Annotated in this window: 20 protein-coding genes; 9 read left to right on the forward strand and 11 right to left on the reverse strand. The window is 65.0% G+C overall.

The genetic code is table 11. From position 1 onward, the window contains the following. Window positions 1-17: 17 nt before the first annotated feature. Window positions 18-2,396, forward strand: a complete 2,379-nt coding sequence (locus ABIA45_RS20565; protein WP_404653402.1) for a TonB-dependent receptor — start codon at window positions 18-20, stop codon at window positions 2,394-2,396. Between the two features lie 280 nt (window positions 2,397-2,676). Here ABIA45_RS20565 and ABIA45_RS20570 read toward each other — a convergent pair whose 3' ends face one another. From ABIA45_RS20570 to ABIA45_RS20580, 3 genes are all read right to left on the reverse strand, one after another. Beyond that, on the reverse strand, window positions 2,677-3,192 hold the full coding sequence (locus ABIA45_RS20570) for a GNAT family N-acetyltransferase (RefSeq protein WP_157286398.1): 516 nt from the start codon (window positions 3,190-3,192) through the stop codon (window positions 2,677-2,679). A gap of 93 nt (window positions 3,193-3,285) precedes the next feature. Next, window positions 3,286-4,227 carry a glycosyltransferase family 2 protein gene (locus ABIA45_RS20575; RefSeq protein WP_404653404.1) on the reverse strand — a complete coding sequence of 314 codons (942 nt, stop codon included), beginning with the start codon at window positions 4,225-4,227 and terminating at the stop codon, window positions 3,286-3,288. Window positions 4,228-4,314: 87 nt separating this feature from the next. Continuing rightward, window positions 4,315-4,806: an NUDIX domain-containing protein gene (locus ABIA45_RS20580; protein ID WP_036037090.1), complete on the reverse strand. Its 492-nt coding sequence runs from the start codon at window positions 4,804-4,806 to the stop codon at window positions 4,315-4,317. A 108-nt stretch (window positions 4,807-4,914) separates the two neighbouring features. Here ABIA45_RS20580 and ABIA45_RS20585 point away from each other — a divergent pair, with 108 nt between their 5' ends. Continuing rightward, entirely contained in the window at window positions 4,915-5,799 is an 885-nt protein-coding gene (locus tag ABIA45_RS20585) for a metallophosphoesterase (RefSeq protein WP_157286436.1), read from the forward strand. A gap of 106 nt (window positions 5,800-5,905) precedes the next feature. Here the strand turns inward: ABIA45_RS20585 and ABIA45_RS20590 are convergent, their stop codons facing one another. From ABIA45_RS20590 to ABIA45_RS20600, 3 genes are all read right to left on the reverse strand, one after another. Further along, on the reverse strand, window positions 5,906-6,463 hold the full coding sequence (locus tag ABIA45_RS20590; protein WP_404653406.1) for a hypothetical protein: 558 nt from the start codon (window positions 6,461-6,463) through the stop codon (window positions 5,906-5,908). 184 nt (window positions 6,464-6,647) lie between these two features. Beyond that, a complete protein-coding gene (locus ABIA45_RS20595; RefSeq protein ID WP_036013800.1) occupies window positions 6,648-6,857 on the reverse strand; it encodes a hypothetical protein in 210 nt (69 codons plus the stop codon). A 71-nt stretch (window positions 6,858-6,928) separates the two neighbouring features. Further along, window positions 6,929-8,563, reverse strand: coding sequence for an isocitrate lyase (locus ABIA45_RS20600; RefSeq protein WP_036013803.1), 1,635 nt, complete (start codon window positions 8,561-8,563; stop codon window positions 6,929-6,931). A gap of 431 nt (window positions 8,564-8,994) precedes the next feature. Here ABIA45_RS20600 and ABIA45_RS20605 point away from each other — a divergent pair, with 431 nt between their 5' ends. Continuing rightward, the gene (locus ABIA45_RS20605; protein ID WP_271538366.1) at window positions 8,995-10,440 is read left to right on the forward strand and encodes a short-chain fatty acyl-CoA regulator family protein; all 1,446 of its coding nucleotides are present in this window, start codon (window positions 8,995-8,997) and stop codon (window positions 10,438-10,440) included. 179 nt (window positions 10,441-10,619) lie between these two features. On the opposite strand, the gene ABIA45_RS20610 is transcribed toward ABIA45_RS20605, so the two are convergent. Next, entirely contained in the window at window positions 10,620-10,913 is a 294-nt protein-coding gene (locus tag ABIA45_RS20610) for a hypothetical protein (protein WP_036013813.1), read from the reverse strand. A 226-nt stretch (window positions 10,914-11,139) separates the two neighbouring features. On the opposite strand from ABIA45_RS20610, the gene ABIA45_RS20615 reads away from it, so the two are divergent. Together ABIA45_RS20615 and ABIA45_RS20620 are read left to right on the forward strand one after the other, a co-directional pair. Beyond that, window positions 11,140-11,940 (forward strand): hypothetical protein, encoded by an 801-nt coding sequence (locus ABIA45_RS20615; RefSeq protein WP_404653409.1) that lies wholly within the window; start codon window positions 11,140-11,142, stop codon window positions 11,938-11,940. Between the two features lie 170 nt (window positions 11,941-12,110). Further along, the gene (locus ABIA45_RS20620) at window positions 12,111-12,458 is read left to right on the forward strand and encodes a hypothetical protein (protein ID WP_157286403.1); all 348 of its coding nucleotides are present in this window, start codon (window positions 12,111-12,113) and stop codon (window positions 12,456-12,458) included. A gap of 202 nt (window positions 12,459-12,660) precedes the next feature. Here ABIA45_RS20620 and ABIA45_RS20625 read toward each other — a convergent pair whose 3' ends face one another. The 3 genes from ABIA45_RS20625 to htpX form a co-directional block, all read right to left on the reverse strand. Beyond that, window positions 12,661-13,053, reverse strand: coding sequence for a DUF3551 domain-containing protein (locus tag ABIA45_RS20625; RefSeq protein ID WP_343212577.1), 393 nt, complete (start codon window positions 13,051-13,053; stop codon window positions 12,661-12,663). Window positions 13,054-13,254: 201 nt separating this feature from the next. Next, window positions 13,255-13,896: a tetratricopeptide repeat protein gene (locus ABIA45_RS20630; protein ID WP_157286405.1), complete on the reverse strand. Its 642-nt coding sequence runs from the start codon at window positions 13,894-13,896 to the stop codon at window positions 13,255-13,257. A 135-nt stretch (window positions 13,897-14,031) separates the two neighbouring features. After that, a complete protein-coding gene (gene htpX / locus ABIA45_RS20635; RefSeq protein ID WP_157286406.1) occupies window positions 14,032-14,970 on the reverse strand; it encodes a zinc metalloprotease HtpX in 939 nt (312 codons plus the stop codon). Window positions 14,971-15,256: 286 nt separating this feature from the next. On the opposite strand from htpX, the gene ABIA45_RS20640 reads away from it, so the two are divergent. Next, window positions 15,257-16,603 (forward strand): HlyD family secretion protein, encoded by a 1,347-nt coding sequence (locus ABIA45_RS20640; protein ID WP_271538379.1) that lies wholly within the window; start codon window positions 15,257-15,259, stop codon window positions 16,601-16,603. Beyond that, entirely contained in the window at window positions 16,600-18,540 is a 1,941-nt protein-coding gene (locus ABIA45_RS20645; protein WP_404653411.1) for a glycosyltransferase, read from the forward strand. Before ABIA45_RS20640 ends, ABIA45_RS20645 begins: the two co-directional genes overlap by 4 nt. A 39-nt stretch (window positions 18,541-18,579) precedes the next feature. Here ABIA45_RS20645 and ABIA45_RS20650 read toward each other — a convergent pair whose 3' ends face one another. Continuing rightward, complete coding sequence (locus tag ABIA45_RS20650; RefSeq protein WP_404653413.1) at window positions 18,580-20,904, reverse strand: AI-2E family transporter; 2,325 nt, start codon at window positions 20,902-20,904, stop codon at window positions 18,580-18,582. A 280-nt stretch (window positions 20,905-21,184) separates the two neighbouring features. Here ABIA45_RS20650 and ABIA45_RS20655 point away from each other — a divergent pair, with 280 nt between their 5' ends. Both ABIA45_RS20655 and ABIA45_RS20660 read left to right on the forward strand, forming a co-directional pair. After that, entirely contained in the window at window positions 21,185-22,486 is a 1,302-nt protein-coding gene (locus ABIA45_RS20655) for a lytic murein transglycosylase (protein ID WP_404653415.1), read from the forward strand. A 112-nt stretch (window positions 22,487-22,598) separates the two neighbouring features. Beyond that, a complete protein-coding gene (locus ABIA45_RS20660; RefSeq protein WP_036013837.1) occupies window positions 22,599-23,102 on the forward strand; it encodes a DUF1993 family protein in 504 nt (167 codons plus the stop codon). Window positions 23,103-23,120: the final 18 nt, after the last annotated feature.

Raw genomic sequence — 23,120 nt, forward strand, 5'->3', positions numbered from 1 at the left:
TGAGTGGAATCAGGACCATGTCATTTCAATTGCGACGCGCGCAGCGCCTTGGCGGAGCAAGCCTGCTCCTGCTCGGCGCCGCCGCTACATCCGCGTTCGCCCAGGACTCGGCACAAGACAGATCGTCGACCGAGCTTCCCGCCGTCACCGTGACCGCGCCGAGCCCCATCGTGCGTCGAGCAGTGGTGCCGTCGCGCAACGCGGGCCGCGGCACGCGGTCCGCGCGGGCGCGCAGCCGTGAGCAGACGGCGGAAGCGGCGCCGGCAGCCCCGGTGCCTGCCGCGCCTCAGCAAGGCGTGCTGCCTGTTGTGACCGATCAGTTCGCGACCGTCACGGTCGTGCCGAACGAGGAGATTCGGCGCAACGGCGGCGGCACGCTCGGCGATCTCCTGTTCTCGAAGCCCGGCATCACCGGCTCTGAATACGCACCCGGTGCATCGAGCCGCCCGATCATTCGCGGCCTCGACACCAACCGTGTCGGCATTGTCGAGAACGGAACGGGCAGCAACGGCGCGTCCGACCTCGGCGAGGATCACTTCGTGCCGATCGATCCGCTGGCAGCCAACCAGGTCGAGGTCATCCGCGGACCGGCGACGCTGCGCTACGGCTCCACCGCGATCGGCGGCGTGGTCAGCGCAACCAACAATCGAATTCCGGATGCTTTGCCGTCCTGCACGGCGCCCTTCCCGACTTACGGACTCCCGACCAAGGCGCCGCTGGCAAACGTGGGATCGCCGGGCTGCATCACCGCGGAAACACGGACGGCCGTGACGTCGGTCGATCGCGGGACCGAAGGTGCCGTGCTGCTCGACGCCGGCGGCGGCAACTTTGCCTTCCACGCCGATGCCTTTGGCCGCAAGGCCGGCGACTACAACATCCCGAGCTACCCGTTCTTGACCGACCCGACGCTGCCGTTCAACGGCCGTCAGCCGAATTCGGCATCGCAGGCCTACGGCGGATCTGTCGGCGGCTCCTACATCTTCGACGGCGGCTACGTCGGCGCGGCAATCACGCAGCACAACGCGCTCTATCACATTCCCGGTATCGAGGGCAGCGAGTTCCTGACGCGGATCGACGGACGACAAACAAAATTCACGACAAAAGGCGAGTATCGGCCGGACGCGGCGGCGATCGATGCGATCCGGTTCTGGGCCAGCGCCACCGACTATAAGCACGATGAGGTCGGGCTCGCCGACTCTGCCGACCTCGGCTCCCTCGGCGTGAGACAGACCTTCACCAACAAGGAACAGGAAGGCCGCGTCGAGGTGCAGCTTGCGCCATTCGACGTCCGCTTTGCCGCGCTGACCACCGCTGTGGGTGTTCAGGCGTCGCACCAGAAGCTGACTGCGCCGAGTCCGGACGATCCAGGCAGTCCGATCAACGGACTGTTCGATCCGAACAAGAACACAAAGGTCGCCGGGTACATCTTCAACGAGTTCAAGTTCAGCGAAGCCACCAAGGCTCAGATCGCCGGGCGCGTCGAGAGCGCAAGGTTGAGCGGCACGGCGCCAGCCTTCGTCCCCGATGTGTTCGACCTCGCCGTCGATCCGGCCGCGATCGGCCCCGCAACAGCGGTCAACCGCAACTTCACGCCGGTGAGCGGGAGCATCGGCCTGATCCACAGCCTTCCCTGGGATCTGGTCGCCAGCATCACCGGCCAATATGTCGAACGCGCGCCGAAACCGGCGGAATTGTTCTCGCGCGGCGGCCACGATGCCACCACCACTTTCGACATCGGCAATCCCAATCTCGGCATCGAGACCGCCAAGTCGGTCGAGGCGGGACTGCGACGGGCGGTCGGGCCGCTTCGCTTCGAAATCACCGGCTACTACACCAAGTTCAACGGCTTTATCTACCGGCGCCTGACCGGCAACACGTGTGAGGACGGCGTTTGCCAGCTTGGCGCCGGCCTCGAACTGAATCAGGCGGTCTATTCGCAGCGCGACGCGACATTTCGTGGCGGCGAATTCCAGTTCCAGTACGACGTGATGCCGGTCTGGAACGGGATCTGGGGCATCGAAGGTCAATACGACATCGTGCGTGCGACCTTCGATGACGGCACCAACGTGCCACGCATTCCGCCCCAGCGGCTGGGCGGTGGTGTGTACTATCGCGACGCCAACTGGTTTGCGCGGATCAACCTGCTGCACGCGTTCGCGCAAAACGACATCGCACCGATCGCGGAGACGCCGACGCCCGGCTACAACCTGCTAAGGGCCGAGGTCAGCTACAAAACGCAGCTCGATCAACGTTGGTTCGGCGCGCGCGAGATGCATGTTGGGCTAGTCGGCAACAACCTGCTGAACGAAAACATCCGCAACGCCGTCTCCTTCAACAAGGACCAGGTGCTGTTGCCCGGCATCGGCGTCAGGGCGTTCGCGAACTTCAAGTTCTAGGTAACGACACACGCCGTCATTGCGAGGAGCTCTTGCGACGAAGCAATCCAGACCGCCTCCGCGGAAAGATTCTGGATTGCTTCGCTGCGCTCGCAATGACGGAGTATGACGCGCGCAGCCGCGCGTCTTCTCGACGGTCTCTTAGCCGGATGAGCTACGAGCAGTGTCGTAGCCCGGATGGAGCGTAGCGTAATCCGGGGTTCTCTCGTTGCGGCAGGACCTTCCCGGATTGCGCTGCGCTCCATCCGGGCTACGGCGTTTCCAACGACGCGCGCCGCTCCTATGTCCGCGCCTTGCTCCAGTCGGGGCCGACCGCGCCCGACACGCCCTCGAAGGCGCCGTCGACGAGCTCGAACACCAGGATGCGCGCGGCATCGACGGGACCCGGCATGGTGACGCGGCCCTTCGGCACCTGCTTGAAGCCGACGCGGCCGTAATAGGGCTCGTCGCCGACCAGCAGCACGAGGCGGTGGCCTTTTTCCCTGGCGTCCTTCAGCGCGCGCTCCATCAACTGACGGCCGATGCCGCGGTCGCGGAACGGCGGCTCGACGGTGAGCGGCCCGAGCAGCAGCGCGGGCGTTTCGCCGATCAGGATCGGCAATTGCCTGACGGAGCCGACCAGGAGCGTGCCGATACGGGCCGTGAAGGACAGTTCGAGCAGATGGTCGACGTGCTCGCGGATCCGGTAGGCGCTCAGCACGAAGCGGCCGGGGCCGAAGGTGCGTTCGTGCAGCCGCTCGATCGCCTGAGCGTCGCCGGCGGCTTCGGGAAGAATGGTCAGTGAGAGATCGTTCATGTCAATTCGCGGAGTAGCACTTGCGCCTGCGAAGGTCCATGGGCGGCGGCGGTGCCCCGTTTCACCTCCCGGCGGGCGAACTGCAGGCCTGGCTCAACCTGCGTCCCGTTTCGACGCCGGCTGGGACAGATAGGCCAGCATCTTCATCTCCCGCCGCCCTCGCGTCACCGTATCGAGCACGAGCCCTGATGACACCGACAGCAGGGCCATGATCATCAGGCCCATCGACAGCACCGCGGTGGGCAGGCGCGGCACGAGGCCGGTTTCGATGAAGGTGATCACGATCGGAATCGCGAAGATGATCGACGCCAGCGCCAGCAGGATTCCGATCACCGTGAAGAAGCGCAACGGCCGCTCGCTGCGATAGAGCTTCAGCATGGTGCCGAGGATGCGAAAGCCGTCGCGCCAGGTGTTGAGCTTGGAGAACGAGCCTTCGGGGCGCGCATAGTAGGGCGTCTCGACCTCGGCGACCGGCAGCGACAATTCCAGCGCATAGACCGCAAGCTCGGTCTCGATCTCGAAACCGTCGGAGAGGACGGGAAAGGACTTGACGAAGCGGCGCGAGAACACCCGGTAGCCGGACAGGATGTCCTTGAAAGCGTGACCGAAGGTATCGGACAGGAAGCCGGTCAGCATGCGATTGCCGGTGCGGTGGCCGAGCCGGTAGGCGGCCTGGACCTGATCGACGCGAAGCCCGACCACCATGTCGAGATGCTCGTCGAGCAGCTTGTCGATCATCATCGGTGCGCTCGGCGCATCGTAGGTGGCATCACCGTCGACCAGCACATAGACGTCGGCCTCGACGTCCGCGAACATGCGGCGTACGACGTGACCTTTGCCCTGCCGCCGCTCGCTGCGCACGATCGCGCCGGCTTCGCGCGCGGCCGCGGCGGTCCGGTCGCGCGAATTGTTGTCGTAGACGTAGATCTCCGCCGCGGGCAGCGCCTTGCGGAAATCGGCAACGACGGTCGCGACCGCGGCCTCCTCGTTGTAGCAGGGCACCAGCACCGCGATACGAAGTTGCGTTGTGGTCATCAGGGCAGCACTCCGAGGCTTGTCGGCTCGCGCCCGAGCGGCGTGGCCTACCGTGCGCGTCGAGCGGGTTACTAGCACAAGCCGCCCTCAGCGCCACGTCGCAATCACGGGCCTGCCATCGAGCACTTCGGCGATCCGCAGCCGCGTGCCGGGCGTGGTGCCCTCGGGCAATGCGGCATTGTCGAAGAACCCGCATTCGACGATCTCGCGGTTGGGCTCAGGGACGCGGTCCTGCCTGAACTGCCTGACCACGTAGACCGCGACGTGGTCGCGGCGGGAGACGTGGCTGTTGAGGAAGACGCCGTGCAGGATCGCCTCGCCGGTCAGATCGATGTCGCCCTCCTCCTTGAGCTCGCGTCGCAACGCCTCTTCCATGGTCTCGCCGAAGTCGACGCCGCCGCCAGGCAAATACCAGCCGCTGACGTAGCTATGCCTGACCAGGAAGACGCGATTGTCGGCATCCAGCACCACGGCGCGGACGCCGAGCGTCATGCCGCGGACGAGCAGGAAATAGACGTGGAAGAACCGCCGCAGCAGCGGCTCGGCTTTCCGTCGGGCTCGGTTCAGACGTTCTCCCATCAGGCTCCTCGACGCCCCCCGTTTCAGGCCCTGCTTGCGCGGCGCGCGCGACCTTGCCATTACAGCGGAGCAATAGCGAGGCATTCGCGCGCCATGACTCCCTTCACGCTGGCTCCCTTCACGCTCGCCCACCTGTCCGATCCGCATCTGGCGCCTTTGCCGAAGCCGCGGCTGATCGAGCTCGCGGGCAAGCGCGCGCTCGGCTATGTCAACTGGACGCGCAACCGCCACAAGTACCAGCGCCGCGAGGTGCTCGACGCGCTCGTCGCCGACATGAAGGCGCAGGCGCCCGACCACATCGCAGTGACGGGCGATCTCGTCAACCTGGCGCTGGAGGCGGAGTTCGCACCGGCGCTGGCCTGGCTCGAAAGCGTCGGCCCGCCCGACCGCGTGACCGCGATCCCCGGCAATCACGACGCCTATGTCAGCGCGACGCGTCATCGCTTCGGCGAGACGTTCCTGCACTACATCGCCGCGGACACACCCGGCGGCGCAGCCTTCCCCGCGGTGCGCCGGCGCGGGCCGCTGGCCCTGATCAGCCTGTCCACGGCGGTGCCGACCCTGCCGCTGATGGCGACCGGCACGCTCGGGCGCGATCAGCTCGCCGCGCTTGCGGAGGTGCTCGAGCGGCTCGCCGCGGAAGACGTCTTCCGCGTGCTGCTGGTGCATCATCCGCTGAAGTCCAGCGCGCGGGCGAAGCGGATGACGGACGCGCCGGAATTGCTGGGACTGTTGAAGCGCCACGGCGTCGAGCTGGTCCTGCACGGGCACGACCACATTCATTCGACGATGTGGTTCGAGGGTCCAAACGGCAACATTCCCGCGCTCGGCGTGCCGTCGGCCTCCGCGCTGGCGCACGGACGTTATCCAGCGGCGGCGTATAATCTGTTCACCATCGAGAAGGACAATGCCGGCTGGCGCTGCGAGCAGACGGTGCGAAGCCTCGGGGCTGGATTTCAGATCGGACAGATCAAGCATGTGCGGTTGATCTAGTCCCCGGCCGTCATTGCGAGCGCAGCGAAGCAATCCAGGAATCTCCGCGGAGGCAGTCTGGATTGCTTCGTCGCAAGGGCTCCTCGCAATGACGGCGGAGAGAGCCTCACCAGTTCCGCAAGACCGCCAGCACTGCAAGCCCGAACAGCGCGGCCGCGCCCAGCACGAAGCCGAACACGAACGGCCAGACGCGCGAACGGCGCGGCGGCGGCGCGGCGGTCGGTGCTTGCGGTTCGGGCTGGACCACCATCGCACGCTCGCGCTCGACCATGCGGCGCGCGACATAGTCGGTGACGGCCTCGACCATCACGGCGGTGTCGTGCGATTCGGCGAGCACGATGCGGCCGAAGCGGGTGTCCTGGACGAAGCGGTACATCCGCTTGTCGCGCCCCATCACGATGTGGGCGACGACGTCGATCCACAGCCGCGGCGTATCGCCCTGGCTGATGCCGCGGTCGAACAGGTCGATCTGATCGGGCACCTGGGCGAACAGGGGATCGAGCGCGTCGTTGAGGATCTCGAGCCGCGCCACCTCGGCGTCGCGCAAATCGACCACGACGCCGGTGCGGTCGGCCGCCTCGATCCGCGCGCGCAGCAGCGCATCGCGCAGTCGCACCGGGCGCGGCTGGCCGGGATCGGTCCCGCTGGTCTCGGGCTCTGACATTGTCGGCCTCGTCCTCGACTTATCCCCATTAACCTATCAGCAACCAAACCCTCCGCAAAGGCCTACAATTCCAGAGACTTACGGCGCCCACAGCCGTTTCACCTGTGCCAAAAACAGACGATCCCACCCAGGCAGGGCCTGGATGGGACCATCCGTCCTTGGACGTCTTCTTAAGTCGGGGCGATCAGGCCGAGACCCGCGAGGGCTCTTCCACGATCGAGAAGCGGACGCCGGCCTTGTGACGGCTTTCTTCCGAGACTTCCTTCCAGCACTCTTCGGCTTCCTTGCGGGTCTTGAACGGACCTTTGACCTGGGCCGAGCCTTCCACGAGCTTGTGGAAGTTCATCGAACCGAACTCGCCGCCGATCACCCAGAAATTGCTGCCTTTGGTCATTGTCAGTCTCCTGTTGAGGTGCGTGACCGGCCTGGACTCCAACCTGGCTTCCAGACCGGTCCGATCCGCCGTTAGCCGAACTGGTTCATCGTGTTGTGGACGCCGCCTGCCTTCAGCGCAGCTTCGCCCGCGAAGTACTCCTTGTGGTCGTCGCCGATGTCGGAGCCGGCCATGTTCTGGTGCTTCACGCAGGCGATGCCCTGACGGATCTCGGCGCGCTGGACGTTCTTGACGTAGCCCAGCATGCCCTGCTCGCCGAAATACTCGCGGGCGAGATTGTCAGTCGAGAGCGCGGCCGTGTGATAGGTCGGCAGCGTGATCAGGTGGTGGAAGATGCCGGCGCGCTTGGCCGAATCCGCCTGGAAGGTACGGATGCGCTCGTCGGCTTCCTTTGCCAGCGGCGTGTCGTCGTACTCCGCCTTCATCAGCTCGGCACGATTGTACTTGCTGACGTCCTGGCCCGCTTCCTTCATCGCGTCGTAGACCTGCCAACGGAAGTTGAGGGTCCAGTTGAACGACGGCGAGTTGTTGTAGGCGAGCTTGGCGTTCGGCACCACCTTGCGGATGCGGTCGACCATGCTGGCGATCTGCTCGATATGCGGCTTCTCGGTCTCGATCCAGAGCAGGTCGGCGCCGTTCTGCAGCGAGGTGATGCAATCGAGCACGCAGCGGTCTGCACCGGTGCCGGGGCGGAACTGGTAGAGGTTGGAGGGCAACCGCTTCGGACGCATCAGCTTGCCGTTGCGGTTGATGATGACGTCGCCGTTCTTGGCGTTCTCCGCGGTGATTTCCTCGCAATCGAGGAAGCTGTTGTACTGGTCGCCGATGTCGCCGGGCTTGTGGCTGACGGCGATCTGCTGCGTCAGGCCGGCGCCGAGCGAGTCGGTGCGGGTCACGACGATGCCGTCTTCGACGCCGAGCTCGAGGAAGGCGTGGCGGCAGGCGCGGATCTTCGCCAGGAAGACGTCATGCGGCACCGTGACCTTGCCGTCCTGGTGGCCGCACTGCTTCTCGTCGGAGACCTGGTTCTCGATCTGCAGCGCGCAGGCGCCCGCCTCGATCATCTTCTTGGCGAGCAGATAGGTCGCCTCCGCGTTGCCGAAGCCGGCATCGATGTCGGCGATGACGGGGACGACATGGGTCTGGAAGTTGTCGATCTTCTCGATCAGCTCCTTCTCACGGGTCTTGTCGCCTTCCTTGCGCGCCTTGTCGAGCAGACGGAAGATGTCGTTGAGCTCGCGCGAATCGGCCTGACGCAGGAAGGTGTAGAGCTCCTCGATCAGCGCCGGCACCGCGGTCTTCTCGTGCATGGACTGGTCGGGCAGCGGACCGAATTCGGAGCGCAGCGCCGCGATCATCCAGCCGGAGAGATAAAGGTAGGTGCGGTCGGTCTTGCCGCCGAAATGCTTCTTGACCGAGATCAGCTTCTGCTGGGCGATGAAGCCGTGCCAGCAGCCCAGCGACTGGGTGTACTTGGTGGGATCCTTGTCATAGGCGGCCATGTCGGCGCGCATCACGGCCGCGGTGTAGCGGGCGATGTCGAGGCCGGTCTTGAAGCGGTTCTGCAGGCGCATGCGCGCGACGGCCTCGGCCGACACGCCGTTCCAGGTCGGCTGGGTCTCGAGGAGCGCCTGAGCCGCCTTGACCTCGTCCTGATACGAGGACGGACCCTGGAGGGTGCTGATACCGCGGGGCTGGTAATTCATGTGCCTGATCCTTTCGCTGACGATGGCGAGGGGCCATCGACATTCTTGACAATGCATTGCGAGATGCGTGTCAGGAGCTAAACGCGAAAAGGAAAAGTTCGTACAGATGGCTTGTTTTTTATTGGTGATGTCATGTAACATCTGAACGTGTAATAGATGTAACTTTGTAAAAATTGTAAAATTATAGGTCAACGATTCTGACCTTGATTGAGTCTGGAGATCTGAGACATGCCCGTCGAATCCGCTGCTTTCTCGCTCTCCCCGTTCTTACGGGGAGAGGGTCGGGGTGAGGGGCTCTCTCCGCGAGTCCGACTCTCACCTCCCCTGCGGAAGCTCCCCCTCACCCGCCACGCCCCGAACGATGCTTCTCATCGCTCGGTGCGTGTCGGCCTCTCCCCGCAAGCGGGCAGAGGCGAAGAAGGGAGCTGGTGATGCCCGCCGATTCCGGCAAGAAACTCTTCGTCGGCCCGCGCTTCCGGCGGATCCGGCAGCAATTGGGGCTGTCGCAGACCCAGATCGCCGAGGGGCTCGGGATCTCGCCCAGCTACGTCAACCTGATCGAGCGCAACCAGCGCCCGGTCACGGCGCAGATCCTGCTGCGGCTGGCCGAGACCTATGACCTTGACCTGCGCGACCTCGCCACCGCGGACGAGGACCGCTTCTTCGCCGAGCTGAACGAGATCTTCTCCGATCCCCTGTTCCGGCAGATCGACGTGCCCAAGCAGGAGCTGCGCGACCTCGCCGAGCTCTGCCCGGGCGTCACCCATGCGCTGCAGCGGCTCTACGCGGCCTATACCGAGGCGCGCCAGGGCGAGACGCTGGCCGCGGCGCAGATGGCCGACCGCGACGTCGGCACGCGCTATGAGGCCAATCCGGTCGAGCGCGTGCGCGAGCTGATCGAGGCCAATCGCAACTATTTTCCGGAGCTGGAGCAGGCGGCGGAAAATCTGCGCGACGAGCTGAACGAGCCCGCCGAAGGGCTGTATGCCGCGCTGATCGCGCGCTTGCGCGAGAAGCACTCGATCCAGACCCGCATCATGCCGGTCGACGTGATGCGTGAGACGCTCCGCCGATTCGACCGCCACCGCCGCCAGCTGCTGATCTCGGAGCTGGTCGATCCGCCCGGCCGCGCATTCCAGCTCGCCTTCCAGCTGGGCTTAGCGGAATGCGCGCAGGCGCTGGAGACCATCATCGGCCGGGCCGGCCCGCTGGACGATGCGCCGCGGCGGCTGTTCCGGATCACGCTCGGCAATTACTACGCGGCCGCCGTGATGATGCCCTACCCGGCGTTCCTCGCGGCCGCCGAAGCGCTGAACTACGACATCCACGTGCTGGCACAGCGCTTCAATTCCGGCTTCGAGCAGGTCTGCCACCGCCTCACCACGCTGCAGCGACCGAATGCGCGCGGCATTCCGTTCTTCCTCTTGCGCGTCGACAATGCCGGCAACGTCTCCAAGCGCTTCTCCTCCGGCACCTTCCCGTTCTCGAAATTCGGCGGCACGTGTCCGCTCTGGAACGTGCATTCGACCTTCGACACGCCGGATCGTCTGCTCAAGCAGGTGATCGAGCTGCCCGACGGCACGCGCTATTTCTCGATCGCGCAGATGGTGCGCCGCCCCGTGGCGCCGCATCCGCTGCCGCAGCCGCGCTTTGCCATCGGCCTCGGCTGCGAGATCCGCCACGCCGCCCGCCTGACCTACGCCACCGGCCTGGACCTGGAGAAGGCCGAGGGCACCCCAATCGGCGTCAACTGCCGCCTCTGCGAGCGCGAGAACTGCGCCCAGCGCGCCGAGCCGCCGATCACGCGCACGTTGATCCTGGACGAGACGACGAGAAGGGTGTCGAGCTTTGCGTTCTCGAATGCAAGGGAGTTGTGAGGGAGCGGCTGCGCGTTTGGCAGGAGGAGCACGCTACACCCACCGCTGTCATGCCCCGCGAAAGCGGGGCATCCAGTACGCCGCGGCCCATCGGCTCAATCACTGCTGCCGCGGAGTACTGGATCGCCCGCCTTCGCGGGCGATGACAGTTGAATGTGTGGCGATAGCGACCCGCCCACCTACGCCAGCGTATGCACGATCACCGGCCCCGCCACGGCGCGGGCGTCGCCGGCGAGCAGCGGGCCGAGATCCTTCTCGATCCAGGCGATGGCGCGCTTGTTGGCTTCCTCCGCCTGCTCGAACTTGTCGAAGATCGAGATCGCGGTGACCGTGTCGTCGCCGCCATAGACGACGTAATAGGCGCGGAAACCGTCGACGTCGCTGATGATGGGAACGGCGCCGTCCTTGATGCGGCGCGTCAGCTCTTCCGCGCTCCCGCTTTTCGCCTTGGCCTGACGGATGGCGGCATACATGGCATCCTCCCCTTCGGCTATGATGTGAGGGCCTCGAGCCCGGGCGGATGTTACGCCGAAGCGCGCAGCCGATCCACGCTTGGTTAACCCGACCCTAATCCGCCCGCGCGATCTGCAACCAACGGTTAAGCACGCCTCAACATCGGTGCCTTAGTCTCGCCGCACTCACTTTTCGCAAACAAGGGCGGCCTAATCTGCCGGGCGAAGTGACATCAGGGGGTTCACCATGCGCATTGCGTTGCTGCTGACCGCGACCATTGTCGGCGCGCTATTCGCCAGTCCAACCATCGCCGGGTCGCTCGATGCCGGCGCGGCGCAGCCGCTGCCGCCGGGCTTCCAGAGCTACCGCGGCTACATGTTCGACATCTCCGAGAACCGCGACCGCAAGGATGTCGACAAGCTCACCGAGAACCTGAAGAGCCAGATCGACGTCGTCGAAGGCGTCGGCCTCTCCCCGCGCGTGCTGCGCTTTTTCCACACCGTTCCGATCGTCGCGAGCGAACTCGCCTGCCTCGACGAAGGCGCCGCCACCGCCTGCTACGGCCGGGTCACGCCGGACATGCAGCGCACCGCGCCCCGGACCCTGACGGTCTGGGACCCCGCCAAGCAGCGCTGGACCAATCCCAATGCCGTCGACCTCGCGGTCGATTCGCGCCTCGGCGTGATCATGCTGCGGCCGGACATGATGCGCTACGAGAAGGAGGCCGTGCTGCTGCACGAGATGCTGCACGCCTTCCACGCGCGGCTGCTGCCGGACGGCTACGCCAACAAGGGCGTGATCACCTACTACGCCCTCGCCAAGTCCAAGGACCTCTTGCCCAAGGAATCCTATGCGATGAAGAATCCCATGGAATTCTTTGCGGTGACCGCCAGCATCTTCCTGGCCGGCAAGAGCGAATTCCACGATCCAAAGTCGCGCGAGGCGCTCAAGGAGAAGATGCCGGACTATTACAAATATCTCGTCGGCGTGTTCGGCTTCGACCCCGAGCCGGCGGCCTCGAACGGCCCGGTCGCCTCGCTGAAATGAGCGGACGGCGCCAAGCCAAGCCAAGCCAAAGAGCCGCGCGAACAGCGCGGCTTTTTTGTTTCGCACGCTCGGTAAGCTGCGGATGACGCACAGCCGGGAATTGCCAAGCCGGGGTCCGATCTGCATAGTCCCGCCCGCATCGATACCGTTTTCGAAGGGGATGAGAGACCATGGCGGACGCCGACCTGGATGTCGTGATCCGGCAACTGGCCAGACAGCTGCATGCGGGCCTGATGACCCGCGCCAAGGAGCGGCGGGATCGCTTCAACAGCCTTGCGGCCAAGGCCAAGGGCAAGGAGACCGGCGAGCGCTTCAAGATGATGGCCAAGGCCACCATGGAGCAGGCCAATGCGGCCGCCAAGCGCCTGCAGATGTCCGCCGACAACGTCGCCGACAGCTACGCGCGGTCGATGCGCCTGGCCGCCAGCACGCCTGTTACGGTGAAGGCGGAGAAGGCAAAGGACGGGAAGCCGGCGAAGAAGGCCGCAAAGAAAGCCAAAGCGAAAAAGAAGACGTAGCCGTTGTTCCTCCCTGATCGCCGCTGCGGGTTGGCGATCTGGAGGCTCGACGACCTGTCTACCCTGTCATCTCCGGCGTGATCGGATCGCCGCGTTGCGCGTTTGCGACACGCTCCCGCGCGCCCGCCGCAATCGGGCCGGCCGCGACCTCGACGATCCCAGCCCTAGGATGCGCTGCGCCAACACAGTCGAGCGACATCCCTCACATGTATTGCCTCACACTTTGGAGAAAGCGCTCTTTCTCGCCAGGCGCGTAACCTTGGGACGCTCCATAATAGGGTTCATTGAACTGATTGTAGGGTGCAGCCCGGTAGTGGATCGGCGGCCTCGGTGGCACGTAGGTCTGGCGATGCTGACGCCGAGCGTTTCCTCTCGCCGGAGGACCGGCGTAGTAGGGATTGAGGACGCACATCTGGCCGTTTGCCGACGCCCTGCATTGGTCCATCGTCGTGAAGCTGCAGCGGTAGTAAGGGGTCATTCCGCGAGAAACGACGTTCAAGCAAACGGGATAAGCGGGGTCATATCTTTGGGCCCGGGCATCTCCCGCTGTCAGGGCAATACTCACGGTCAGAATCGTCAAAGCCCATTTGTACATTGGAAGCTCCTCCAGGGGGCGCACGACATGGATGCACTCTGGACCCTGCCGGTATTGATCCAACTCAATACTTGTTGAATTGGTTCATACGCGCAGCAGGCAGCCGCGACAGTCTCGCTTTCCGCATCTCTCACCGATCTCGTCGCTATGCGGCAAGCCACCTGTCCTAAAGACGTGAGAGGGTGCCGCCGCGCCAGATGCTCATCTTCGCGGCGCGGCCACCAGTGTCGGCTCGGCGCTGTCGAGTTCCGCGAGCTTGGCGCGCGCGGCCTCTCGCGCGTGACCGTCCTTGCCGGCGGGCAGCGCCAGCGCGGCCTCGAAATCGGCGCGGGCGTCGTCCGTCTGGCCGCGGGCGAGGAACGCAAGGCCGCGGTCGAGACGGGCCTGCGCATCGGAGGGGTCGAGGCGGACCGCCGTGCTGTAGCTCAGGATGGCGCGGTCGAGATCGCCCATTGCGGCGAGCGCGAGACCACGCTGGTGATAAGGTGCGGCGCGCTTGGGATCGTGCGCGATCGCCTCGTCGTAATCCGCAATGGCAAGCTCGAGGTCGCCGTTCTGCCGGCGCGCCAGCGCCCGGTAGCGATAAAGCGAAGCGCGGTTGGGATTGAGGTGGATGGCCTCATCGAAATCGGCGATCGCCCGCTTGAAGTCGCCGTGACGCAGCGCGATCCGTCCACGTCCCGCATAGGCGAAGGCGATCAGCGAGCCGCGCAGCGGCGAGAAGCCGATCACGGCCGAGCAGATGTCGGGATCATCCTCGTCGCCGCAATTGACGACCATGTGCGTGGACAAGCCGACGAGCACGCAAAGGACGATCAGCAATGGTACGGCAATTCTGGTCATCTTCGACGGTGGCCGGCAGCGCGCCGGCCACGCATCCCCTTTCGAAGGAATGGTCACGCCGAGGAGTTAACACCGGTCGGGGACCCCCCTGTGTGCGCCAGATCACAAAGCCAGACGCAATCCTTGCCGGCTCCGTCAGCCCCAGGGACTACGACGTGAGGAGGAGCGGCCCCACGGCCCGCGCGGTGGATAGTTTTCGTTGGCGCCGACCGACGGCGCCGCGCGCGCGCCTAGCTCGGCTGCCAGTTGCTGGAGGGCGGCGACGCGGTTCTGCGTCGAGGGGTGGGTGGCAAACAGGTTGTCCACCCCGTGGCCAGACAGCGGATTGATGATGAACATGTGCGCGGTCGCAGGGTTTCGCTCGGCCTCGTAGTTTGGGACCTGGTGCGCGGCGCCCTCGATCTTCACCAGCGCAGAGGCCAGCCACATCGGCTGCCCCACGATGCGCGCACCGAGATTGTCGGCGGCATATTCGCGGGTCCGGCTGATCGCCATCTGCACCAGCATGGCACCGAGCGGAGCGAGGATCATCAACAGGATCGAGCCGACGATGCCCGGACCGTTGTTGTTGTCGCGATTGCCACCGAAGAACATGCCGAACTGCGCCAGCATCGAGATCGCACCGGCAATGGTCGCGGTGATCGTCATCAGCAGCGTGTCGTGATGCTTGATATGCGCGAGCTCGTGCGCAATCACGCCGGCGAGCTCCTCGCGGCTGAGCTGGTTCATCAGACCGGTGGTGACGGCGACCGCGGCGTTTTCCGGATTGCGGCCGGTGGCGAACGCGTTGGGCTGGACCTCATCCATCACGAACACGCGCGGCATCGGCAGGCCGGCACGGCCCGCAAGCTCGGCGACGAGGCCGACCAGCTCCGGCGCGGTCGAACGATCGACCTCATGGGCGCCGTACATCGACAGCACCATGCGGTCGGAGTTCCAGTAGGTGAAGAGGTTGGTTGCGGCGGCAATGACGAGCGCGATCATGGCGCCCGAGGCGCCTCCGATCAGATAGCCGACGCCCATGAACAGGGCGGTCAGGCCAGCGAGCAGCATTGCGGTACGAAAATAGTTCATGGCCGTCTCCTAGGGCGGCCGCGGGCGAACCTCTGGCCGGCACCTTCGAAGTATGAATGCGGCCGCCGGCTGCAAGGTTCGTGCGTCGTGGAGCCGCAGACGCCAGCGGCGCCAGCCAGCCTTTCCGCCGCCACTAAAGCTTGACCGGGATTTGCGCAAAAACACACGCGGAGGCTTAGCAACCTGGAAAGCGCAATTTCCGCATAACTCGCGGTAACGGGCACGCGGCATTGGCCTTGTGCATTGACCGGGTTCCCGTTGGCCTCCCGTCAGCAAGGTGACCGCCATGGTAGACCGCTCGAGCGCCGCCTCCGTCGCCCCCTCATCCGCCCCCTCTTCTCACGACGCCAGAACTGATGCGAAGGGTTTGCAGGACTCCCTGCACGAGCACCTCTTCACCAATGACGAGTCCGACCATGCTTCCACGACGCAGCGCGGGCAAGAATCGGGGCGCCGCTGGCCGTATCTGCGGCGCGGCGCCAAGGTCGCGATCGGGCTCGCCATCGTCGCCGTTTTCGGCTGGCTGCCGCTGCGGGCGATCTGGGAAAATTCGAGCGTCGAAGCCGTGCTAAATTCCCGCCTCGTCACCTTGCGCACCCCGATCGGTGGCCGCGTCGCAGCCGCCCAGCGCGTCACTGACCAGGCCAAGCTCGAAGCCGGGACCGTCGTCCTGCGCGTCTTCAACTCGCGCGGCGATCGCACCCGGCTTGACGATCTCCGGCGGCAGAAATCGCGCCTGGAGAACGAACGGCCGAGCCTTGCGGCGAAGCTCGCTTCGGCGCAGGCGGCACAAAAGGATCTGGCGCGGCAGGCCGCGCTGTTTCGCGACGGACGCGTGCTCCAGCTCGAGGCCCGCATCGCGGAGATCCAGACCTCGATCGAGGCGGCGGCGGCGCGGCGGGACGAGGCCAGTGCCGCCGTCGAGCGCGCCTCCTCGCTGGCAAAATCGGGCAATGTCTCGACCGTCGAACTGGCACGTCTGACGCGCGAGCTCTCGGTGTCGCAACAGACCGAGCTCGGTGCGCGCAAGCGGCTGGACGCGGCCAAGGTCGAGCTCGCCGCGGCGCGGAACGGATCCTTCCTCGGCGACAGCTACAACGACCGGCCGAGCTCGGTTCAGCGCGAGGAGGAGATGCGCCAGCGTGCCGGCGACCTCGAGGCCGATCTCGCGCGCACCGATACGGAGATCGCCTGGCTCGCCAACGAGATCATCGTGGAGGAGGTCCGGTTCGCGGATCTCACCGAAGCCAACATTACGACACCCGTCGCAGGCCGCGTCTGGGAGATGATGACATCGCCGGGCGAGGACGTGCAGGCAGGCCAGCCATTGCTCAAAGTGCTCGATTGCAGCGGCGCCGTGATCACCGCCAATGTCACCGAGAGCGTCTACAACCGCCTGCAGCTCGGCGACCACGCGACGTTCGAGCCCAATGACGGCGGCGAGCCGATCTCCGGCACCGTGGTCAACCTGACCGGCGCTGCCGGCGCGCCGGCCAATCTCGCCATCAATCCGGATGCGCTGAGCAAGGAGCCCTATCGTGTGACCGTGGCCTCGCGCGATGCCGCAGCTCGCGCCTGCACGGTCGGCCGCACCGGCCGCGTGGTGTTTGCGCGGCACGAGACCGCACCGTGACGGCGGCGCTGACGCCCGGCCTGATCGCGCTCGGCGCCTTCATGGCGATCGTACCGCTGCTGAGGCGCGACAGCACGATGGCGCGCTCGTTCCTGGCCATTGTCTCGGTGACCTTGCTGCTGCGCTATCTCTATTGGCGGATCATGTCGACGCTTCCGCCGCCGCGCCTGACCGTCGATGCCGTGATCGGCTACCCCTTCATGCTGCTGGAGGCGGCCTCGCTCGTCGCGGTCGCGTTGTCGCTGCTGTTCCTGAGCCGGACGCGCGACCGCACCGGCGCAGCGAAGGTCGACGGCCGCACCACCGATCCGGGCGCGCCGCTGATAGACGTCTTCATCTGCACCTACAACGAGGAACGAGGAATTCTCGAGCGCACGATCATCGGCGCGACGGGCATGGGCTACGGCAATTACCGCGTCTGGGTGCTCGACGACGGAAGGCGGCCCTGGCTGCGGCGGCTGTCCGCCGAGCTCGGCTGCCACTATCTGACGCGGCCCGACAACCAGCACGCCAAAGCAGGCAACATCAACCACGCACTGAGGCATGTCGGGGCGCTGCCGGAGCGGCCGCAGTTCGTCGCCATTCTCGATGCGGACTTCGTGCCGCGGCCCGATTTCCTTGCGCGCACCGTCTCGCTCATGGACGATGCGTCGGTCGGCGTAGTCCAGACCCCGCAGCACTTCATCAATCCCGACCCGATCCAGACCAACCTCGCCGCGACCGACGTCTGGCCCGACGAGCAACGCTTCTTCTTCGACATCCTGCTGCCGGCCAAGGACGCCTGGGGCGTCGCGTTCTGCTGTGGCACCTCCTCCCTCATCCGCTATTCCGGACTGATGCGGATCGGCGGCTTTCCGACCGATTCGGTGACGGAGGACTATCTCGTCACGCTGCGCCTCAAGGAACGCGGACTCAATACCATCTATCTCAACGAGCGCCTGACGATCGGGCTCGCGCCGGAAGGGCTGAAGGAATACATCACCCAGCGCGCCCGCTGGTGCCTCGGCTTGATGCAGATCGTGCGCGGCCGCAGCGGGCCGCTCTCGCGGGACTCGAAGCTGCCCTTCATCGACCGCCTCTCGCTGGCCGACGCCTTCATGAGCTGGTCCGCGGTCTACACCTCGAAAGTGGCGGGCCTTGTAGTGCCCTGGCTGTTCCTGCTGTTCGGCATCCAGGCGGTGCGGGCCGATCTGAGCGAGCTGTTACGGGTCTTTCTGCCCTTCTATGTCTGGAACGGCCTCAGCATGGCCTGGCTTTCGCGCGGCCGCTCGCTCGCAATGATGACGGATGTGTCGCAACTGATTGCCGCGCCTGCCGTGCTCAAGGCGGTGGCGACCGGCCTGTTGAAGCCGAAGGGACACAAGTTCAAGGTCACCGCGAAAGGCGGCGACCGCGACCGACGCTTCGTCGAATGGCCGCTGCTGCGCATCTACGGCTGCGCACTTTTCATCACGCTCGCATCCATCGCCTATGCCTTCATCCTGCAGCAGCGCGGCGAGAACATCGCCTATGGCGGACTGGCGCTCGCCTGGAGCTTCTACAACGCGTTCATCCTCACCGTGGTCTGCTTCGTCTGCATCGAGCAGCCGCGCAAGCGCAAGGCGGAGCGCTTCAATCGCAACGAGCCGGTGCTGCTGCGCCAGGACGGCAGGTCGCATCTGGCGCGGCTCGCCGATATCTCCATCACCGGTGCGCGGCTAATCGATCTCGATCCGCCGGCGCTTGGGAGCACCATCGAGTGCCAGATCTACGGCCGCTCGATCGCGGCCATCGTGGTGCGGCGGACCATTGATGGATTTGCCGTGCGGTTCGCGGAAGGCATGGACACGCGCGTGCATGCAATCAGGGCGTTCTATGCCGGCGAATATGTTCGAGCCTATCGGGGCGTCAGGGCGCTCCCGGTCGGTAAGGCGCTGCTGATGCGGCTGTTCGGCTAGCGCCGCGCACTGTTAGCGGCAAGGTCGGCTTCCTCTCCGCTAGGGGGCGGGATGCACCTCTCTCGAGCTATCCGACTCGACGCCTGTGGCCGCTCGAGCGCTCTGGATATCGATCATCAATTGCTTCGCCATCTCCTGCAGGCGGTCACGATCCCGGTCGGTGAACTCCCGCGGCTGAGTATCAATTACACAAAGACAGCCTACAACATGACCGGATGAAGTCCGTAGCGGGACCCCCGCGTAGAAGCGAATGCCTCGCTCCAGCACATGCGGATCGTCGGCGAAGCGCGGGTCTTCGGTCACATCCTCCGAAACCAGCATATCGCCTGCAGCGATCACATGCGCGTCGAGGGAGCCCTCGTGATTGCTCGGCAGACCTGCTTGAACTTCTTGGGCGCGGGTTTCAGCGGCGGTTAGCTGAATATTATCGACCAATGTCACCAGCGCGATCGGAACGTTGAACGCTTGCGCGACCTTTCTGGACGCCTCATCCAGGTCCTGGCGTTTCGAGGCGTCCAGGCCAAGTCCGCGCAGCGCGGCGAGCTGCGCACGTTCGGCGTCGGCCGTGAGCTGGGGCGTATCGCCGAGAGCTGCCGCGCGACCGACCCATGCTTCAACCTGCTCGACGCATGCTTGGAGAGAGGCGAATGCCGCGTCGGCCGCCATCTGGGTCTTGAGCTCTCCCGTCTGTTCCGTTCCGGCGATCAAATTCCAGCAGCAGGCGGCAAGCTTCACCTGTGGAGCCCGACGGCGCAGGCGACGAAAGACATAGCGGGCGTAGACCTGCGGCTGCGGGTGAAAGTAGGACAGGCACACCACGTCGACCCCCTGGAGATCGAGTTGCTCCAATGCTCCCCGACTGACCGCGATCGGCGGCAAGACCTTGGCGCCGATGGTGCGCTCCTCGAGCACCTGCGCGAGCATCTCCGCCGCTGCATGATCGAGCTCCGTGCGTCCAGCGAGACAGAGGACGCATGGTCGCTGCGCCGAGTGATTGCCCTCTTTCACTGCAGGCGCCTTCTCGCAGATATGGTCGTCAACCTCCCGCACAACCGAGATAGCGGTATCCGCGACCAGACGACGATAGTTGGTATCAATGCTGCTGCGCTGACGATCGTTCTCCGCCAGGCGCAGCGCTGGAATTCCGACGTTATCGTACAGCTCACACGAGGAACACTCGTCGACATAATTCTCGGCGAACTCAACCGCCTCCTCCAGGTTGCCGGCCAATAGGCGCTGGTAGAGTTGCTCCTCCGGCGCGAGCACAGGGTCGCTGCCGAGAAGTATGCCCAAGAACTCTAACTGCGGGACGTAGCGCCCGATGACGACGAGGCAGACGGTCAAAGGTGTCGCCAGAAACAGCCCGACGGGTCCCCACAGCATCGTCCAGAAGATCGCGGCGATGATGATTGCGAGGGACGACAGCCCGGTGCTGGAGCCGTAAAGCCAAGGCTCTATGACATTGTTGCTGACGAGTTCAGCGGTAACGAACAAACCGACGACCCAGAACAGCATCGTCCAGCCCGGATCGACGGCGATCGCCAGGGCAACGGGAAATATCGCAGCCAGGAAAGGGCCGAGGTAGGGAATGAATCGGAGTACCGCTGCGAGCAAGCCCCAGAGAATCGCGTTCGGTACGCCAATAAAGTAGAGTGCAAGACCGATCGGCACGCCGTAAGTCAGATTGACAACGAGCTGCATCAGCAGATAGCGGCTGACCCGGGACGCAGCATCGTTGATGGCCTGAGTACTCTTCTGAAGGTCACCGGCTCCTGCCAGTTTGATGAATCGATCGCGCAGGTCTTCGCGCTCGAGCAGCACGAAGATCACGAAAATGACGACCAGCCCGGAAGTCGCAAGCGGCGCCAGCAGCGGACCTATGACGGAACGAATGAGCTCCAGCGGTCTCGGCTGTGGCGGCTCCACCCGCACGGTGATTGGCTCCCGACTCTCACCACCGGTGCCAAGCCGGGAGGACGCGGCCGGCGACTTTTTCTCATCTCCCGAGATCTCTCTGCCGAGATCCTGCATCGTCGTGGTGACGGCGTCGACGACCCCACCGCCCGGCGCCGAGCTTTGCAACGATCGGATCTTCTCGGTGATGGTGGTCTGATAATTGGGAAGGTTGCTGGCGAGCTGGACCAGTTGGCGCCCAACGACCACGGCGATCCCTACGACGACGATGAAGGCAAAGAAAACGGCAATCAGCACTGCCGCAATGCGGGGCACTTTCCAACGTCTCAGCCAATTGACCAAGGGCGTGAGAACGAAGCTCAGCAGGATCGCAAGGGCAAAAGGAACGAAGATTTCCCGGCCGAGATAGAGGGCTCCGATGGCGAGGACGATGCCGCCGGCCGTGAGCATGGGCGAGGATGCGGCTGGCACCGCCGGTGTTCGTTGCGTCGACGCCGGAGGCAACTCGGCCATAGCACGAGCCTTTCCGTAACGGTTTCGACAGGTCAACCCCGATTTCGCTGGATTGATCCCACCGAGCCAAGCGCTTGATTTCTGGATACATGCCCCGCGCACCAAGGCGGGCGACCTATCGTCCTCCAGATCAGGTGCAGGGTGGGGATGGCCTGGGGCGGCCGCTTCCCCTAAACTCCGGTCGAATCCACGCCTGCTCCTCCCCGCCGGAACCCCCATGGTCCAGACCCGATTTCCGATCGCGGCCGTCGCGCTTGTCGCATGCACGGCCACGGCATCCGCCCAAATGCTTCCGCCGCCGGCCAAGCCCGCAGCGCCGAAAGCGACAGCCCCCTCGCCGCGCGCCGCCTCGTGCCACAATGGCGCGAGCTTCGATCGCTTCCTGACTGAGGTGAAGCAACAGGCGGTGGCCGCCGGCGTGTCGCAGCGCACGATCGCGGAGGCATCGCCCTATCTTGTCTACGACCAGGGCATCGTCAACCGCGACCGCGGCCAGCGCGTGTTCGGCCAGCTCTTCACCGAATTCGCCGGCCGCATGGCCGCGGCCTATCGCATGCAGAACGGGCAGCAGCACATCAAGCAATACGCCGCGGCGTTTGCGCGCGCGGAAAAGGAATACGGCGTGCCGCCCGCGGTGATCGCCGCGTTCTGGGGCCTCGAGAGCGATTTCGGCGCCAACATGGGCAATTTGCCGACGCTGAAATCGCTGGTGTCGCTGGCCTATGATTGCCGCCGTTCGGAGATGTTCGTGAACGAGACCATCGCGGCGCTAAAGATCATCGACCGCGGCGATCTGCATCCCGACGAGATGATCGGCTCCTGGGCCGGCGAACTCGGCCAAACCCAATTCCTGCCCGTGCACTACTTCAACTACGCGGTCGACTTTGACGGCGACGGACGGCGCGACCTGTTGCGCTCGCCGGCCGACGTGATCGGCTCGACCGCGAACTACATCGCAAACGGACTGAAATGGCGGCGCGGCGAGCCGTGGCTGGAGGAGATCAAGGTGCCGCCGAACCTGCCGTGGGAGAAGACCGATCTCACCGTGCGCGAGCCGCGCTCGACATGGGCGCAACTCGGCGTCACCTATCCCGACGGCCGGCCCTTGCCGAACGACAATCTCGCAGCCTCCGTGCTGCTGCCGATGGGACGCTTCGGGCCGGCCTTCATGGCCTATCCGAATTTCGCCGCCTACACCGAGTGGAACAACTCGCTGATCTACGCGACCACCGCGGGCTATCTCGCCTCGCGCATCGCCGGAGCCGCGCCGATGCGCAAGCCGGCTGCGCCGGTCGCGCAATTGCCGTTGAACGAGCTCAAGGAATTGCAGCAGCTCTTGGTGCGCGCCGGCTTCAACGTCGGCAAGGTCGACGGTGTGCTGGGGCAGCAGAGCCGCGCCGCGGTGAAGGCGACGCAGATCAAGTACGGCCTGCCGGCGGATTCCTGGCCGACCGCCGAGCTGCTTGCGCGCATGCGCGGCGGCACGGCGCAGGTCCTGCCCCAGACGACGGTGCGGTAGAGTTTTCGCATCGCACAAGCGGCTTTCGGCGATTGCAATTTTCCATGAGGCTCCCATGTGAGTGGCTCAGGTTTTCTCCTGAGATTTCCCCACCATTTGAAGCGAGCATCACATGTCCTTCTACGACGCCGTCGTCCCCGCCTATTTGCAGATGCTGAACAGTGTGACCGGGCTGCTCACCAAAGCTGAGGCGCATTGCGCGGCCAGGAAGATCGATCCCAGCGTCCTGCTCGGCTCGCGCCTGTTCCCGGACATGCTGCCGCTGTCGCGGCAGATCCAGCTGGTCAGCGACTATCCGACCAGAGGCTGCGCGCGGCTGACGCATAGCGAGGTCCCCTCGACGCCCGACACCGAAACGAGCTTTGCGGAGTTGAAGCAGCGGCTGGCGAAAACGATCGACTACGTCAAATCCTTCAAGCCCGAGCAGTTTGAGGGCGCCGACGCCAAGGACGTCACCTTTCCGATCGGCCCCGGCAAGACCATCACCATGACGGGACAGCAATTCCTGAGCTCGTTCTCGCTGCCGAACCTCTATTTCCACGCCGCGATCGCCCACGGCATCTTGCGTCACAACGGCGTCGAGATCGGCAAGCGCGATTTCCTCGGCGCGAACTGATTTGTGAAATCGCACGGC

This window comes from Bradyrhizobium sp. USDA 336, assembly GCF_044908355.1.
Taxonomy (GTDB): Bacteria; Pseudomonadota; Alphaproteobacteria; order Rhizobiales; family Xanthobacteraceae; genus Bradyrhizobium; species Bradyrhizobium yuanmingense.